Raw genomic sequence first — 14953 nt, forward strand, 5'->3', positions numbered from 1 at the left:
ACCTTCTACCGCCTCCGCTTCTCTTTTCGTTTTGGGCGCGCGACCCGCCTGTGCGTGTCATTCTCCTCCCCCTTTTCGCGGTTCCTTGCGCCCCCCCCCCCCCCACTACAGGTGAAGCCGTACCGGTGAAGCCCCTTGCCGAGCATGGCACGGCACTACAGTTGGGCCCTACCGGTTACCGCTGCCGAGCATGGCTCGGCACTACGGGGCTCCCCTTGCGCGTTGCGCGCAAGGGGGAAGGCAGTCAGAGAAACAGATCCGGCATCAACGGACGCGACGGGTCCACCGCATAACCCGACAAATCGGTGATGCCAGCCTCAGCCAGCACCTCGTCATCCAACAGGAACTGCCCGCTGAACCCGGCCGCCGGCCGCGTCAGCACCGCATGGGCGGCATCCGCCATGATTTCCGGCTTGCGGCAACCACCCACGTCCACGCCAGGAATCATGTTGATCGCGTCGGTGGCGATCACCGTGCGCGGCCACAAGGCATTGACCGCCACGCCCTTGCGGCCGAACTCTGCCGCCAGGCCCAGGGTGACGAAGCTCATGCCCATCTTGGCCAGGGTGTAGCCGGTATGCGGGCCCCACCATTTCGGATCGAGGCTGGGCGGCGGCGCCAACGTCAGGATGTGCGGGTTGGGGGCCTGCAGCAGGTGCGGCAGGCAGGCCTGCGCGCACAGGAAGCTGCCGCGTGAGTTGACCTGCTGCATCAGGTCGAAACGTTTCATCGGCGTGTCCAAGGTGCCACGCAGCCAGATCGCCGAGGCGTTGTTGACCAGGATGTCGATGCCGCCAAAGGTGTCCACGGTTGCAGCTACTGCAGCATTGACCTGGTCTTCTTCACGGATGTCGCACTTCAGCGCCAAGCCCTGCCCACCCGCGGCATTAACCGCCTCGGCCGCGGTATGGATGGTGCCCGGCAGCTTGGGATTGGCGACCGCCGACTTGGCGGCGATGGCGACGTTGGCACCATCGCGCGCGGCGCGCAGGGCGATGGCCAGGCCGATGCCGCGCGAGGCGCCGGTAATGAAAAGGGTCTTGCCTTGCAAGCTGCTCATGCGCACTCCGGAACCGGTAAGAAAGCTGTCCGCATTATGCAGATACCAGCACCCACGCACAGTCCCGCCGCTTTCCTGAGGCGCGACACTCAGGGTTCATATGGTTTGCCGATACTTGTGCACTATCGCGCAAGGATTCCCGATGAAGACACTGCACCTCGCTGCTCCGCTGCTGCTCGCCCTGAGCCTTGCGGCATGCCAGAAGCCACACCCCGCTGCCGAAGTTGCGTCGGCGACCAAGGATGTCACCGCGCAGACCACCGGCCTGGGCGAACAAGCCACCCGCATCGGCCCCACCGCCGTATGGACGGGATCGATTGAGGCCTGCCGCACCGACACCGCCGCCGACAACTGCCTGTTGCAGGTAATGCGCACCGCCGGCGCGTCACCTGTCGCACTGGCGGCTGCCAGCACCTTGTCCGCGCAGGGCAAGCCGGGCTATGTGACCGCATGGCAGGACGTCAAAGGCGTCGGCGTGGCCACGCTGGAATTCCCGTTCCGCGCCAATACCAACCAGGGCACCTGGCTGGTGGATGCCAATGGCCTGGCCATCGATGTGGACGAGGAAGTGCTGGATGACACGGCACGCGGCTCGGACGCCTACAAAGCCTTCTCCAGCAAGCATCCCGACTCTGGCCCGTTCGCGCCGGCAATGGCCGCCGGCACCCAGGCCTTGCCAGACGGCGGTGTGCGCCTGCGCTACACCACACCGCTGCGCAGCTGCCATGCCTGCGCCGATGATGGCCATGTGACCATCGGCTACGACTTTGATGGCAAGCGCGGCTTCAAAGGCAAGCAACTGCTCGAGCTACGCTGAGAAAGCGCCCGTTGTCGCAGGGCAAGCACTTGCGCTCGGCACAGGCAGTGAAGCTCAATGCCGCCCGGGCGCAGCCATGCGCCGCGCATAGCGCTCCAGCAGCTGCCGCACGATGCGCCGGTGCACGGGTGCTACCGGCAACATGTACAGCCGCCCAAACGGCCGGTGCAGGTGAACCACGGTGCTCACCTGCAGCTGGCAGCCGTCGTGCCCGGGGCCAAGCTCTACTGACAGTTCGACGCGCAGGTGACGGTCGCTGTCGCCCAGTACCACGCCATCGCCCGTCAACGCCCGCACAGTGAATATCCCGAGCCTGTCGCCAACCGCCAGTCCTTCCGGTGCCTGCACCGGCACGCTGCGGATCGCGCCCAGGTGCTTCATTCCCAGCAGGCGCATTCCGGCATTGCGCAGCCACATCAGGCCCTCGAACCAGGCCGGCACCTGCCGGGCGATATCCAGATAGGCCTGCACCGCACTGTCCGGCCGGCGCTGCAAACGCACCTCGGCCGCATGGGCGAAATGGCTGCCGGGCAACAGCGGGTGCAGCATCGCTGCGGCACCTATCTCGACCTCGCATGCACGCCCAATACGGTTCAAGGCTTGGGTCCCTGCCCCTCGTTGTCTTCCCAGTGCAGGATGCGACGGGTGACAAAACGATAGACCGGCTTGCCTGTCGCAAACCAAAGCTCGCGTATCCATGAGTGCCGTTTTAGCAGGCGCAGCTCCACCGGGGTCAATGCCTGGCGGCAGTACATGCGCTTGTGCTTGAGCAGGTGACGCAGGTCCTCGCGCGCCAACAGCCGCATCCAGCGCGAACGCGGGTTGCCGCACACGGCCAGCTGGAAGTCGATCAGCGCCGGTGAACCATCCTCGCGTACCAGCCAATTGGCCTCCTTGGCCAGGTCGTTGTGGGCGATGCCGTGGCGGTGCACGCGTTGCAGCAGGCGCCGCGCCGCGCGGAAATAGCCCACGTCGCCATGCGGCGGGCGCTGGTACATGGCCGCGCCCTCCATGAAGCTGCGGTCCAGCCAACGCCCATCCCAGGCCAGCAACCGCGGCGTCGCCTCCATGCCGGCAAGCTTGGCCAGCGCGCGCGCTTCGCGCCGCGCCAGCCACCACGCAGGCAATCGCAGCCACCAGGGCGTCGCCCCGAGGTCTCGGCGCACGAAGCGTCCGTTGGGGCCTTCCATCAGCAGGATGCGCCCGAAGCTGTCTGCTTTGAGCGCGGCAACGGTAGCCGGTGAGGATTCAGTCATCACAATAGTCTAGTCGCCACGCTGGCATTCACCGAACGGCATCGCAGGTGAACAGGCCACCGCACATTCCACTGAACCTCCACCGCTGCCATCGGTCTGACTCGGGCTTCCCTTTATAATCGGCCGATGAATTCTTCCTGGATCGACGCCACGCTTGCGTGGATCGCCGCCCATCCCGTCCTTGCTGGCCTGGCGATCTTCGCCATTGCCTTCTGCGATGCCGTGATCATCCTTGGCGCCATCGTGCCGGCCCTGCCGCTGATGATCGCGGTAGGTGTATTGATCGGCATGGGCGAGCTGTCCGGCCCCTATGCGGTGATATGTGCAACCTTGGGCGCCTTCGCCGGCGACGGCTTGAGCTATTGGGTGGGCCGCCGCTGGGGTGACCGCCTGCGCGGCGTCTGGCCGTTCAGCCGCTACCCGCAACTGCTCGACCGTGGCGAGTTCATGTTCCGCCGCAATGCCTTCAAGAGCATCCTGATCGCCCGCTACGTAGGCGCCATCCGGCCCTTCGTGCCAGCAATCGCCGGCATGGCCAACATGCGCTTCAGCAGCTATCTCAAGGCCAGCGGCCTGGCCTGCCTGTCTTGGGCGATCCTGTTCCTGCTACCCGGCTGGGCGCTGGGCCAGGCCTATGACGCCGTGGCGGCGGTGGCCGGGCGCCTGTTCCTGGTGATTGCCCTGCTCGGCACCTTGCTGGGACTGGTCTGGGCCATCGTGCTGTACAGCTACCGCTGGTCGGCGGCACGCATGGACGGATGGCTGGCCCGGCTGCTGGCCTGGTCACACCGCCACCCGCATTTCATCGGCCATTCGCTGAGCGACCTGTTCGACCCCAAGCGTCGCGAATCGGTGCCGCTGGCGATGCTGGCGCTGATGCTGCTGGTGCTGGGTTGGGGCTGGTTCGCGCTGCTGATGGTGGTGGTGGGACATGGCGAGCCGCTGGCGCTGGACCTGGCGGTGCACCGGCTGATGCTGGCCCTGCGCAACCCGCTGGCGGACTATCCAATGGCGGCGCTGGCCTCGCTGGGCGATTGGCAGGTGCTGTTGCCGGCGATTGCCGCGGGCATGGGCTACCTGGCCTGGCGGCGGCGCTGGATGGCGGTCTTCCATTGGTTGGCGGCGCTGGCTTTCGGCCTGGCCCTGACCAAGCTGCTGGGCGCCACCGTCGATGTGGTGCGGCCGCCGGCCGCGAGCAGCGGGTTTGGTTTCCCGTCGGTGGCAGTGACCATGGCGACCATCACCTTTGGCTTCTTCGCCGTGCTGATCGGCCGTGAACTGCCAGGACGTACCCGCGTCTGGCCGTACCTGCTGTCTGGCGCGGTGGTCACCGTGATCGGCTTTGCCCGCATCTATCTGGGCGCGCACTGGCTCAGCGACGTGATCGGCGGCATGTTGTTCGGCGTGTTCTGGCTGTTGGTGCTGGGCGTGGCCTATCGGCGCCGCTTCAACCGTTCGTTCTGGGTCAAGCCGGTAGCCTGGCTGTTCTATGGCGTGTTCGTGATTGCCGGGCTCTGGTATGCCCCGCGCAACGTGCCGGCCAAACTGGCCAAGTTTGAACCTGCGGCTGCCAGCATCGTGCAGATGGACGCCTCGCATTGGTGGCAAGCGGGTTGGCGCGAGCTGCCGGCACGCCGCAATGATTTCGATGATGACCAGCGTTGGCCGCTGGACGTGCAGGTGGCCGGGCCGCTGCCCGCCCTGCAGCAGCGGCTCGAGCGCAATGGCTGGATCCGGCAACCACAGGCGGGCTGGCAGCAGGCGCTGATGATGCTGGACATGAAGGCCACGCCGCAGCAGGTACCGGTATTGCCGGCAACGCTGGACACCAATGTCGAGGCACTGCTGATGCTGCGCCCCGGCGAACGCCCGGATGAGGTCTACGCCCTGCGGCTATGGCCCTCTTCGGCCCGTCTGCAGCCGGGACAGGCTCCGGTCTGGCTGGGCAGCGCACAGACCCTGCGTTACCAGCGCCACCTCAAATTGTTCGGAATGTGGCGGCCGCTGCGTGGGGTAGACCCCGCGCTGGATGCACTCAAGCAGTCGCTGGATGGCGTTGAAACCCAGCAACAGGTGCAGCCGGAAACTGGCTTGCCGTTGTTGATGATCCGCACCGAACCAACACCATGACAACGTAGTGCCGAGCCATGCTCGGCAAGAGGGGCGTTCCCCGCGACACGTCAGTGCGGTGGTGCCGAGCCATGCTCGGCACTACGACCGCGGACCGCGTTGCCCGCTCGCACTCTGGGAGCGGCGTCCGCCGCATGGCTGGCAATACCTCGCCGCTCACGCCGCTCCTGCAACTCGGCTACAGATCGCCCTCGATCGGCACGTCCAACTCGGGGATCCACTCCAGCAAACGATCCAGGCGCCGCTGCGGATCGTTCTCCTGCAGCAGCTGCAACCGCTGCGTTTCACGCAGCGGCAATAGTTCGGCCAGGCGCCAGCCCACCCACGCCGCCTGATCCAGCTGCGCCGGACCGGCAGTCGTGTACTCGCCACCAATCTGTTCGATGATGTGCTCCAGCACCGTGCCCAGCAAACCGTGCTCGGGCTGCAGTTCGTCATCACTGTCGCGCTCGCACCACTCCACGTCGGCCATCACCAGGCCGTTGTCACGCACGTGGCTTGCACTCACATGGAAGCGCCGCGCACCGCGCAGTCGCAACACCAGGATGCCGTCCGCACCGACATCGAAATCCTCGACCATTGCCTCCACCCCCCATGCAGCAGGGATCGCCGGCGCACCCACTTCTTCACCCTCCAGGATCAGGCACACGCCGAAACTGCTGCCGCTGCGCCCACATTCGCGCACCAGGTCCAGATAGCGCGGTTCAAATACACGCAGGCTCAAGGTCGCACCGGGCAGCAACACCGCGTGCAGGGGAAACAGGGCAAGACTGAGCAATTGCATCATCCGGGTAACGTTTCAGCAGACGCCCTGATGGTACTCCACCGCATCGAAGCGACCATTCATCGCCTGCCGCAGCCGCCGCTGCAGCGCCGGGTTGCATGCAACCCGGCCTGCCTCATCAACTGCCCTGCAGTTGCGCCAGGAAACGTCGCGGTGCGCCATCAAAGCCGCCGTTGGACATGAACACCACGTGGTCGCCAGCACGTGTGACATTGCCGAGCTCGCTCAGCAATGCGTCCGTATCGGATACGGATTGCGCATCCCCACGTACGGCATCGATCACCCTGGCGGCATCCCACGGCAGTTCCGGGCGCGCCAGGAACACCACCGCATCGGCAATGTCCAACGACGGCGCCAGCGCCTGCGAATGTGCGCCCAGGCGCATCGAATTGCTGCGTGGCTCCATCGCCACCACGATGCGTGCCTCACCCACCTTGGCGCGCAGCCCTTCCAGCGTGGTGTGGATCGCTGTCGGGTGATGGGCGAAATCGTCGTAGATGGTGATGCCCTGCGCCTGTCCGATGACCTCCATGCGCCGCTTGACGCTGTGGAAACCCGCCAGGGCCGGCGCAACCTGTGCCGGATCCACGCCCACCGCATGCGCGGCTGCCAGCGCGGCCAGACCATTGAGCACGTTGTGCCGACCCAGCAGCGACCATTCCACCGTTGCCACTTCAACACCGCGATGCAGTACCGCGAAAGCGCTGCCGTCCTGCTGGATCAGGCGCGCGCTCCATTCCAGCGCCGGATCAAATCCAAACCGTTCGACCGGCGTCCAACACCCCATCGCCAGCACTTCGGCCAGATAGGTGTCCTCACCATTGACGATCAGGCGGCCACGGCCCGGTACGGTGCGCACCAGGTGATGGAACTGACGCTGGATCGCGGCCACGTCCGGGAAGATGTCGGCGTGATCGAATTCCAGGTTGTTGAGGATGGCGACCAGCGGACGGTAATGGACGAACTTGCTGCGCTTGTCGAAGAACGCGGTGTCGTACTCGTCAGCTTCCACCACAAAAAGCGGTCGACTTGAACCTGATCGATCCGAAAGGATCGACGCGTCCTCCCCTTCCCCCGCCGGGGGAAGCTGCCCCGCAGGGGCGGATGAGGGTAAGACCTTGCCCGCAACCTCGACCAGCGACCGTCCCAATCGCGCCGACACCCCGAAATCCTCGGCCACGCCGCCGATCAGGAAGCCCGGCTCACGTCCTGCGGCCTGCAACAGATAGGACAGGATGGTGGTGGTGGTGGTCTTGCCGTGGGTACCCGCCACAGCCAGCGTGTCACGACCGGGCAGCACCCGTTCGGACAGCCATTGCGCCCCGGAGGTATAGCGACGGCCTGAATCGAGCACAGCCTCGACCGCAGCATTGCCACGCGAAAGCGCGTTGCCCACCACTACTTCGTCGCAATCCGCACTGATATTGGATGGCAGGTAGCCCTGCGACAGGCGGATACCCAAGGTTTCCAATTGCGTGGACATCGGCGGATAGACCGCCTGATCGCTGCCCTCGACCTGATGACCGAGTTCGCGGGCCAAGGCGGCCACACCGCCCATGAAAGTGCCGGCAATGCCGAGAATATGGATCTTGCTCATCCACCGATTGTCGCCGATGCGTCGATCCAGGGGTATCCGGAGCAACTCCCAGCTGTACCCCTAATCACATGTAGGGGATTCCCCGATACCGTCACACGACATTCACACTGAAAATACGTGACGCCAGCCTCAGTATCCCTCAGGTCCTACTCCCCAAGAGGCCATCCCCAGGGAGCTCATGCTGATGGGGCCGTGAGCACGCCCTTAGCTGGCTTTTATAAGCGAAACGCCCGGATCCAGTGCATGGATCCGGGCGTTTCCGTATGCGCGGCGGCCTTCGCTGACACGCAGACGGCCGTGGCGGTCACCCGCCACAGCCGGACATCCTCAGCGCTTGATCGCCGCCAGGATGCGGGCCAGCACTTCGTCCAGCGCGCCAACGCCATCGACGCGGGCCAGGGTGCCCTTGGCGGCGTAGAAATCGATCACCGGCGCGGTGGAATCGTTGTAGACCTGCAGGCGCTGGCGCACCGATTCCGGGTTGTCGTCGGCGCGGCCCTGCTCCTTGGCGCGGCCGGCGATGCGCTCGACCAGCAGTTCGGTCGGCACGTCCAGCTGCACGATGGCATCCAGCGGCTGGTTCAGCTTGGCCAGCAGTTCACCCAGTGCATTGGCCTGGGCCACATTGCGCGGGTAACCGTCCAGGATGAAACCCTTGGCGGTATCGGCCTGGGACAGGCGCGACTCCAGCATGCCCAGCAGGATGTCGTCGGACACCAGGTTGCCGGCATCCATCACCGCCTTGGCCTGCTTGCCCAGCTCGGTGCCGGCAGCCACTTCGGCGCGCAGCAGGTCACCGGTGGAAATGTGCGGAACCTGCAGTTGTTCCTTCAGGCTCGTCGCCTGCGTGCCCTTGCCCGAACCGGGCGGTCCCAACAGAACCAATCGCATTCCTGACTCCCATATGTTTGAGGTAACGGGACGGACAGCGGCGTTAGACTCATGGGCCGATTCACGCTGCACCGCAATATGTGCAGCTTACCGCATCCGGCCAATGTCCCGGAATGTCCCCCGCTCTGGAGAGTATTGCCCATGTCCAAAGGCACCTTGCTATATGCCCAGTCCGGCGGCGTCACCGCCGTCATCAATGCCACCGCCTCGGCCGTCATCAGCGAGGCAAGATCGAAGAAAATCAAGGTGTTGGCTGCACGCAACGGCATCCTCGGCGCCCTCCGCGAGGAGCTGATCGACACCTCGAAGGAGTCGGCCGCCAACATCGCCGCACTGGCCCACACCCCGGGCGGCGCGTTCGGCTCGTGCCGCTACAAGCTCAAGTCGCTCGAGGCCGACCGCGCCAAGTACGAGCGCCTGCTGGAGGTGTTCAAGGCGCATGACGTGCGCTGGTTCCTCTACAACGGTGGCAATGACTCGGCCGACACTGCGCTGAAGGTCTCACAGCTGGCCAAGGAGTTCGGCTACCCGCTGACCTGCGTGGGCGTACCCAAGACCATCGACAACGATCTGGCGGTCACCGATACCTGCCCTGGCTTCGGCTCGGCGGCCAAGTACACCGCCATTTCGGTGCGCGAGGCGGCGCTGGATGTGGCCGCGATGGCCGAAACCTCGACTCGCGTCTTCATCTACGAAGCGATGGGCCGCCATGCCGGTTGGCTGGCCGCAGCTGCAGGACTGGCTGGCGAGAACCCCGATGACGCGCCGCAGATCATCCTGTTGCCGGAGCGTGCCTATGACGAGCCGGTGTTCCTGGCCAAGGTGAAGCAAGTCGTTGAGAAGGTCGGTTTCTGCGTCGTGGTGGCCAGCGAGGGCATCCATACCGCCGACGGCCAGTTCGTCGCCGATGCCGGCGGGGTCAAGGATTCCTTCGGCCACACCCAGCTCGGCGGCGTGGCCTCCTACCTGGCCGGCAAGGTCAAGGCCGAGCTCGGCTACAAGGTGCACTGGACCTTGCCCGACTACCTGCAACGCTCGGCCCGCCACATTGCCTCCAGGACCGACTGGGAACAGGCGCAGGCGGTGGGCAAGGCAGCGGTGCAGTTCGCGCTGAAGGGACAGAACTCGGTGATGCCGGTGATCGTGCGCAGCTCCGACGTACCGTACCGCTGGAAGATCGAAGCCGCGCCGTTGTCCAAGGTAGCCAACCACGAGAAGAAGATGCCGGCCGGCTTCATCCGCAAGGATGGCTTCGGCATCACCGAAAAAGCGCGCCGCTACCTGCAGCCGCTGATCCGTGGCGAAGCGCCGCTGCCGTATGGCCGCGATGGCCTGCCCAAGTACGTGACGTTGAAGAACATCGCCGTAGCCAGGAAGCTCCCGAGCTGGGAAGCCTGAGCAGGCAATGTAGTGCCCACCCCAGCTCGGCAGAGGTTCCACCGGTAACGCCTCAGCCGAGCATGGCTCGGCTCTACAGGGGATGATTTCCTGGTAACGCCTCAGCCGAGCATGGCTCGGCTCTACAGGGGACGATTTCCCGGTAACGCCTCAGCCGAGCATGGCTCGGCTCTACAGGGGACGATTTCCCGGTAACGCCTCAGCCGAGCATGGCTCGGCTCTACAGGGGATGATTTCCTGATAACGCCTCAGCCGAGCATGGCTCGGCTCTACAGGGGACGATTTCCTGGTAACGCCTCAGCCGAGCATGGCTCGGCTCTACAGGGCAGGTACTGCCATGACTTCAGACAGGTGTGTCGCGCGGAATGGCGGCGCATCCTTCGGCCAAGGTTCCCACCCAGGCGGTGCAGCATGTTCCGCAAGATAATGATCGGGATGCTTGGCTTCCTCGTCGTCTGCATATTGGCCGGCGCGGGTTACCGCGTTGGTCAGCATCTGGCACAGCAGGACAAGGCAGCCGCCGCAAGGTAAACCAACCCGGCATCAACCCGTCACAACAAGTGGCGCTCCTCTCCCGCTGCCGTCGGGATGCCCTGGCTGACACATTCCAAATCCGTGTCGGTGCGGCTAGCATCGCCTGTTCAGGCAGGGGGCCTATCCACGTGTCATCACTTCTGTTCCGCTGCGTCGCCATGGCGCTGGCACTGCATGCGGCATCCAGCAACGCAGCCAATCAGGGGCTGGACTCACACGCGCTTGCAAGCGCTGTCGAAACCGCACCTGCACCGGCAGCTGACACGCTTGCCATGATTCCTGCCGGCACGCCCGTCATTATTGAAATCGCCGAACCCCTGGCATCCTCCACCAATAAGCGCGGCGACGTATTCGCCATCACGCTGGTCGAGCCACTGCTGCTGGATGGCGTTGAACGCCTCCCGCGCGGCATCCGTGGAACCGGTCAAATCGTCCACGCCGCAGCGGCGCGTGGCGGCGGCGCCCCCGGTGAACTGCTGATTGCCGCACGCACATTGGAAACATCGCAGGGCCAACTGCTGCTGCGCGGTTTCAGTCTCGGTGCCGCCGGTGATGACAACACTGGCATGGCGCTTGGCGTATCAATCGCAGCGGGGCCCTTTGCGATGTTCATCCGAGGCCGGGAAATCGAGATTCCCGCAGGCACGCGCGGCATCGCCAGAACCAAGGCCGCGGCAACACCTGTAACCAGCGCAACTCCTGCCGCCGAGCCGGACACCACAAGCCATCCTGATCCGGCCGTCGACTCCGGCAACGGCAGCACTGCCGTTGCAGGCCCTGTTGTCCCACCCCCGCCGGAAACCCCGGCCCAATCCAAGGAATAGTTCGATGCGCCTACGTTCGTGCGCGATGGCACTGTCTGCAAGCTTGCTGATACCGCTTGGTGCTTTCGCACAGCAAGTGCAGGCACCCACCGATGCCACCATCTCCCCACAGGAAGCGTCCGCCAGTGCGCCGGAGGAAGCAGAAGCAGCCGATACCGCGACAGCCGGTGATACGGCGCAAACCGCGCCTGCAGCGGTCGCTGACAGTCCTGCCGCAGCTGAATCCCCCGCCCGCAGCGGTCTGGTTGCAGCCGCACCCGCCGACAAGGCACAAATCGTGTTCTTCCGTCCCTCAAAATTCACTGGCGGCGCGATCGGCTTCAAGGTCCGCGAGGGTCAGCAGGAACTGGGCAAGCTGCGCAGCGGCAATTACTTCATCCACCTTGCCGAGCCCGGCACCCATGAGTACACCGTCCACTCCGAGGCCAAGGACGTGTTGACGATTGAGGTGGAAGAGGGTGAGACCTATTTCGTGCAGGGAACCATCACCATGGGTGTGTTCGCAGGCCGCCCCAACCTGTCGCCATCCGACCAGAGCACCTTCGACGGCATGGCAGACAAACTCACACTGCGCGAGTAAGCAGCATGGCATGGGCGCAATGCTGCGCCCTGCAGTGACCTGTCGCGCTCAGCGACAGCTTGCTCCTTCCATTCTCAGGACGGCCGAATACGCTGGCAATGCGGCCAGGCGCCCTGCCGCCGCCTGCGTCTTGGCATCTTCCAGGTACACCCGGTTCTGACCCTGCCCGTCCAGTGCCACCTGTTGGCCGGCCGGTTTTCGCCACACCTCGATCAAGGCCTGCTGCGTGTTGCAGCTTGCCGAGGGGATGCGCACGACTTCGTTGAGTTTCCAACCGCTGGCTTCGCTGGGCGTCACCTTGGTTGAATCAAGGAAAGCAGCGCGCGCCTGACATTGCGCGCTGATCCGCACCAACTGCATGTCATAGGGAGCGGCGGCATCGCCAGTGAAACGCCCTTCGATGCGGGTGCAGGCTTCAGGAATCTGTCGCACGGTGTGCAGCGCAGCAACGGCCTGTGGGCTGGCTGCTGGCCGTTCGATCTCGGGCTTGGCGTTGGCCGCGAACAGCGGCAGTGGCAGCGCGGCAAGCAGGATCAAGTGGAAGGCGACTTTCATCATGGTGTTCCCTATCGGCAAGCTGCCGACGTTGCCAGCGTCTGCCTGAACCGCCGGGCAAGAACGCCGCCTGCTGGCGGTGGAGACAGCTGGCAGTCATACTCAGGCCGCCTCAGAGTGTTTGAACACAGCGACACGTACCACAGCCGCACGCGGCCCGGGTCTGTTCCAGTGCTTCGATCTACCCGGCGTGTCCCCGCTTCATCCACAGCTGGATGGCATCCACCAACGCTGGAGGGGTCATGCTCGAACAGTACGGTCTTGTGCTTTCGCTTGTCTGCGCCGCTGTCGCCATCGTCTACGGCATCATCTCGGCCCAATGGGTCCTACGCCAACCTGCCGGCAATGCCCGCATGCAGGAAATCGCCGCCGCCATCCAGGAAGGTGCGCGCGCCTATCTCAACCGCCAATACCTGACCATCGCCATCGTCGGCGTGGTGTTGTTCGTGCTGGTCGGTGTCTTCCTCAGCTGGTACACGGCGATCGGTTTCGCCATTGGCGCGGTGCTGTCCGGTGCTGCCGGCTATATCGGCATGAACGTGTCGGTGCGTGCCAACGTGCGCACCGCCGAGGCCGCCCGCAACGGCATGAGCGCGGCCATGGATGTGGCGTTCCGCGGCGGTGCGATCACCGGCATGCTGGTGGTCGGGCTGGGCCTGCTTGGCGTGGCGGGCTACTACCTGGTGCTGCAGCGCATGGGCCTGAGCCAGGCCGACAACCTGCATGCGCTGGTTGGGTTGGCATTTGGCAGCTCGCTGATATCGATCTTCGCGCGACTGGGCGGCGGCATCTTCACCAAGGGTGCGGACGTCGGCGCCGATCTGGTCGGCAAGGTCGAAGCCGGCATTCCCGAAGACGACCCGCGCAACCCGGCGGTGATCGCCGACAACGTCGGTGACAACGTTGGTGACTGCGCCGGCATGGCTGCCGACCTGTTCGAGACCTACGCGGTAACGGTGATCGCCACCATGCTGCTCGGCGGCATGATGATGGCCGAAGTCGGCCGCAACGCGGTGCTGTACCCCCTGGTGCTGGGCGGCGTGTCGATCATCGCCTCGATCATCGGTGCGTTCTTCGTCAAGGTGAAAGCCGGCGGCTCGATCATGGGCGCGCTGTACAAGGGCGTGATCGTCTCTGGCGTGCTGGCCGCCATCGCCTTCTGGCCGGTCACCACGCAACTGATGGCCGATTCCAGCCACGGCGCCACCAATCTTTACATCTGCGCCTTGATCGGCCTGGTGTTGACCGGCCTCATCGTGTGGATCACCGAGTACTACACCGGCACCCAGTACAAGCCGGTGCAGCATGTGGCGCAGGCATCGACCACCGGCCACGGCACCAACATCATCGCCGGCCTCGGCGTGTCGATGAAATCCACCGCACTGCCGGTTATCGCAGTGTGTGTGGCGATCTGGTCGGCGTTCCACTTCGGCGGCCTGTACGGCATCGCCATCGCTGCAACTGCGATGCTGTCGATGGCCGGCATGATCGTCGCGCTGGATGCCTACGGCCCGATCACCGACAACGCCGGCGGCATCGCCGAGATGGCCGAGCTGCCGTCGGACATCCGCGACATCACCGATCCGCTGGATGCAGTGGGCAACACCACCAAGGCGGTGACCAAGGGCTATGCGATCGGTTCGGCGGCATTGGCAGCACTGGTGCTGTTCGCCGACTACACGCACAACCTGCAGGTAGCACATCCCGGCGAGGCCTTTGCCTTCGATCTGTCCGACCACACGGTGATCATCGGCCTGCTGATCGGCGGCTTGATCCCCTACCTGTTCGGCGCGATGGCAATGGAAGCGGTAGGCCGCGCGGCCGGCGCGGTGGTGGAGGAAGTACGCCGCCAGTTCCGCGAGATCCCCGGCATCATGCAGGGCACCGCCAAGCCGCAGTACCACAAGGCGGTGGACATGCTCACGCGCTCGGCGATCAAGGAAATGATCGTGCCGTCATTGCTGCCGGTCGCAGTACCGGTGGTGGTTGGCCTGCTGCTCGGGCCAAAGGCGCTGGGTGGCCTGTTGATCGGCACCATCGTCACCGGCCTGTTCGTGGCGATCTCGATGACCACCGGTGGCGGTGCCTGGGACAACGCCAAGAAATACATCGAGGACGGTCACTTCGGCGGCAAGGGCAGCGAAGCGCACAAGGCGGCGGTGACTGGCGATACCGTGGGCGATCCGTACAAGGACACGGCCGGGCCGGCGATCAACCCCCTCATAAAAATCATCAACATCGTGGCATTGTTGCTGGTGCCATTGCTCTGATCGAAGCCGACTGCGCATGGCACCTTCGCCCTTCCCTCGCTCGCGGGGGAAGGAGACGGGATCGGGTGCCGCAGGCGCAGAGCACGATCATCAACATCGTGGCGCAGCTGTAGGCGCCGCTGCTGTAGTTGAAGCTGACCGCGGGAAGCGGGGGGGGCCCCCCCCCCACCCCCCCCCCCCCGCCGCGGCGGGGGGGGGGGGGGCGCCGGGGGGAGGGGGGGAGGCGGGGAGGGTAAGACGACGACCACACCCCACCC

13 protein-coding genes are annotated in these 14953 nt (G+C 65.0%); 6 read left to right on the forward strand and 7 right to left on the reverse strand.

Translation table 11 applies throughout. From position 1 onward, the window contains the following. Positions 1-244 precede the first annotated feature (244 nt). Positions 245-1060: an SDR family oxidoreductase gene (locus ACVOLQ_RS21110; RefSeq protein ID WP_481529204.1), complete on the reverse strand. Its 816-nt coding sequence runs from the start codon at positions 1058-1060 to the stop codon at positions 245-247. Positions 1061-1202: 142 nt separating this feature from the next. On the opposite strand from ACVOLQ_RS21110, the gene ACVOLQ_RS21115 reads away from it, so the two are divergent. After that, the gene (locus ACVOLQ_RS21115) at positions 1203-1877 is read left to right on the forward strand and encodes a hypothetical protein (protein WP_481529205.1); all 675 of its coding nucleotides are present in this window, start codon (positions 1203-1205) and stop codon (positions 1875-1877) included. A 54-nt stretch (positions 1878-1931) separates the two neighbouring features. Here ACVOLQ_RS21115 and ACVOLQ_RS21120 read toward each other — a convergent pair whose 3' ends face one another. Together ACVOLQ_RS21120 and ACVOLQ_RS21125 are read right to left on the reverse strand one after the other, a co-directional pair. Beyond that, positions 1932-2474, reverse strand: coding sequence for a DUF2867 domain-containing protein (locus ACVOLQ_RS21120; RefSeq protein WP_481529206.1), 543 nt, complete (start codon positions 2472-2474; stop codon positions 1932-1934). After that, the gene (locus tag ACVOLQ_RS21125; RefSeq protein ID WP_313173508.1) at positions 2471-3133 is read right to left on the reverse strand and encodes a protein kinase family protein; all 663 of its coding nucleotides are present in this window, start codon (positions 3131-3133) and stop codon (positions 2471-2473) included. Before ACVOLQ_RS21125 ends, ACVOLQ_RS21120 begins: the two co-directional genes overlap by 4 nt. A 126-nt stretch (positions 3134-3259) precedes the next feature. On the opposite strand from ACVOLQ_RS21125, the gene ACVOLQ_RS21130 reads away from it, so the two are divergent. Then, complete coding sequence (locus ACVOLQ_RS21130) at positions 3260-5263, forward strand: bifunctional DedA family/phosphatase PAP2 family protein (protein WP_481529207.1); 2004 nt, start codon at positions 3260-3262, stop codon at positions 5261-5263. 178 nt (positions 5264-5441) lie between these two features. Here ACVOLQ_RS21130 and ACVOLQ_RS21135 read toward each other — a convergent pair whose 3' ends face one another. From ACVOLQ_RS21135 to ACVOLQ_RS21145, 3 genes are all read right to left on the reverse strand, one after another. Then, positions 5442-6050: an LON peptidase substrate-binding domain-containing protein gene (locus ACVOLQ_RS21135; RefSeq protein ID WP_481529208.1), complete on the reverse strand. Its 609-nt coding sequence runs from the start codon at positions 6048-6050 to the stop codon at positions 5442-5444. A 115-nt stretch (positions 6051-6165) separates the two neighbouring features. Then, positions 6166-7644, reverse strand: a complete 1479-nt coding sequence (gene mpl, locus ACVOLQ_RS21140) for a UDP-N-acetylmuramate:L-alanyl-gamma-D-glutamyl-meso-diaminopimelate ligase (RefSeq protein ID WP_481529209.1) — start codon at positions 7642-7644, stop codon at positions 6166-6168. 327 nt (positions 7645-7971) lie between these two features. Then, complete coding sequence (locus tag ACVOLQ_RS21145) at positions 7972-8535, reverse strand: adenylate kinase (protein ID WP_313401961.1); 564 nt, start codon at positions 8533-8535, stop codon at positions 7972-7974. A gap of 141 nt (positions 8536-8676) precedes the next feature. Between ACVOLQ_RS21145 and ACVOLQ_RS21150 the strand changes: the two genes are divergently transcribed. From ACVOLQ_RS21150 to ACVOLQ_RS21160, 3 genes are all read left to right on the forward strand, one after another. Continuing rightward, a complete protein-coding gene (locus tag ACVOLQ_RS21150; RefSeq protein WP_313493901.1) occupies positions 8677-9933 on the forward strand; it encodes a 6-phosphofructokinase in 1257 nt (418 codons plus the stop codon). 692 nt (positions 9934-10625) lie between these two features. Continuing rightward, positions 10626-11291, forward strand: a complete 666-nt coding sequence (locus ACVOLQ_RS21155; RefSeq protein WP_481529210.1) for a hypothetical protein — start codon at positions 10626-10628, stop codon at positions 11289-11291. A gap of 4 nt (positions 11292-11295) precedes the next feature. Then, positions 11296-11871: a DUF2846 domain-containing protein gene (locus ACVOLQ_RS21160; RefSeq protein WP_481529211.1), complete on the forward strand. Its 576-nt coding sequence runs from the start codon at positions 11296-11298 to the stop codon at positions 11869-11871. Between the two features lie 48 nt (positions 11872-11919). Here the strand turns inward: ACVOLQ_RS21160 and ACVOLQ_RS21165 are convergent, their stop codons facing one another. Further along, positions 11920-12426 carry a hypothetical protein gene (locus ACVOLQ_RS21165; protein WP_313173516.1) on the reverse strand — a complete coding sequence of 169 codons (507 nt, stop codon included), beginning with the start codon at positions 12424-12426 and terminating at the stop codon, positions 11920-11922. 242 nt (positions 12427-12668) lie between these two features. On the opposite strand from ACVOLQ_RS21165, the gene ACVOLQ_RS21170 reads away from it, so the two are divergent. Further along, the gene (locus ACVOLQ_RS21170; protein WP_481529212.1) at positions 12669-14696 is read left to right on the forward strand and encodes a sodium-translocating pyrophosphatase; all 2028 of its coding nucleotides are present in this window, start codon (positions 12669-12671) and stop codon (positions 14694-14696) included. The last annotated feature ends 257 nt before the right edge of the window (positions 14697-14953 follow it).

It is taken from the genome of Stenotrophomonas sp. STEN031 (assembly GCF_056759975.1).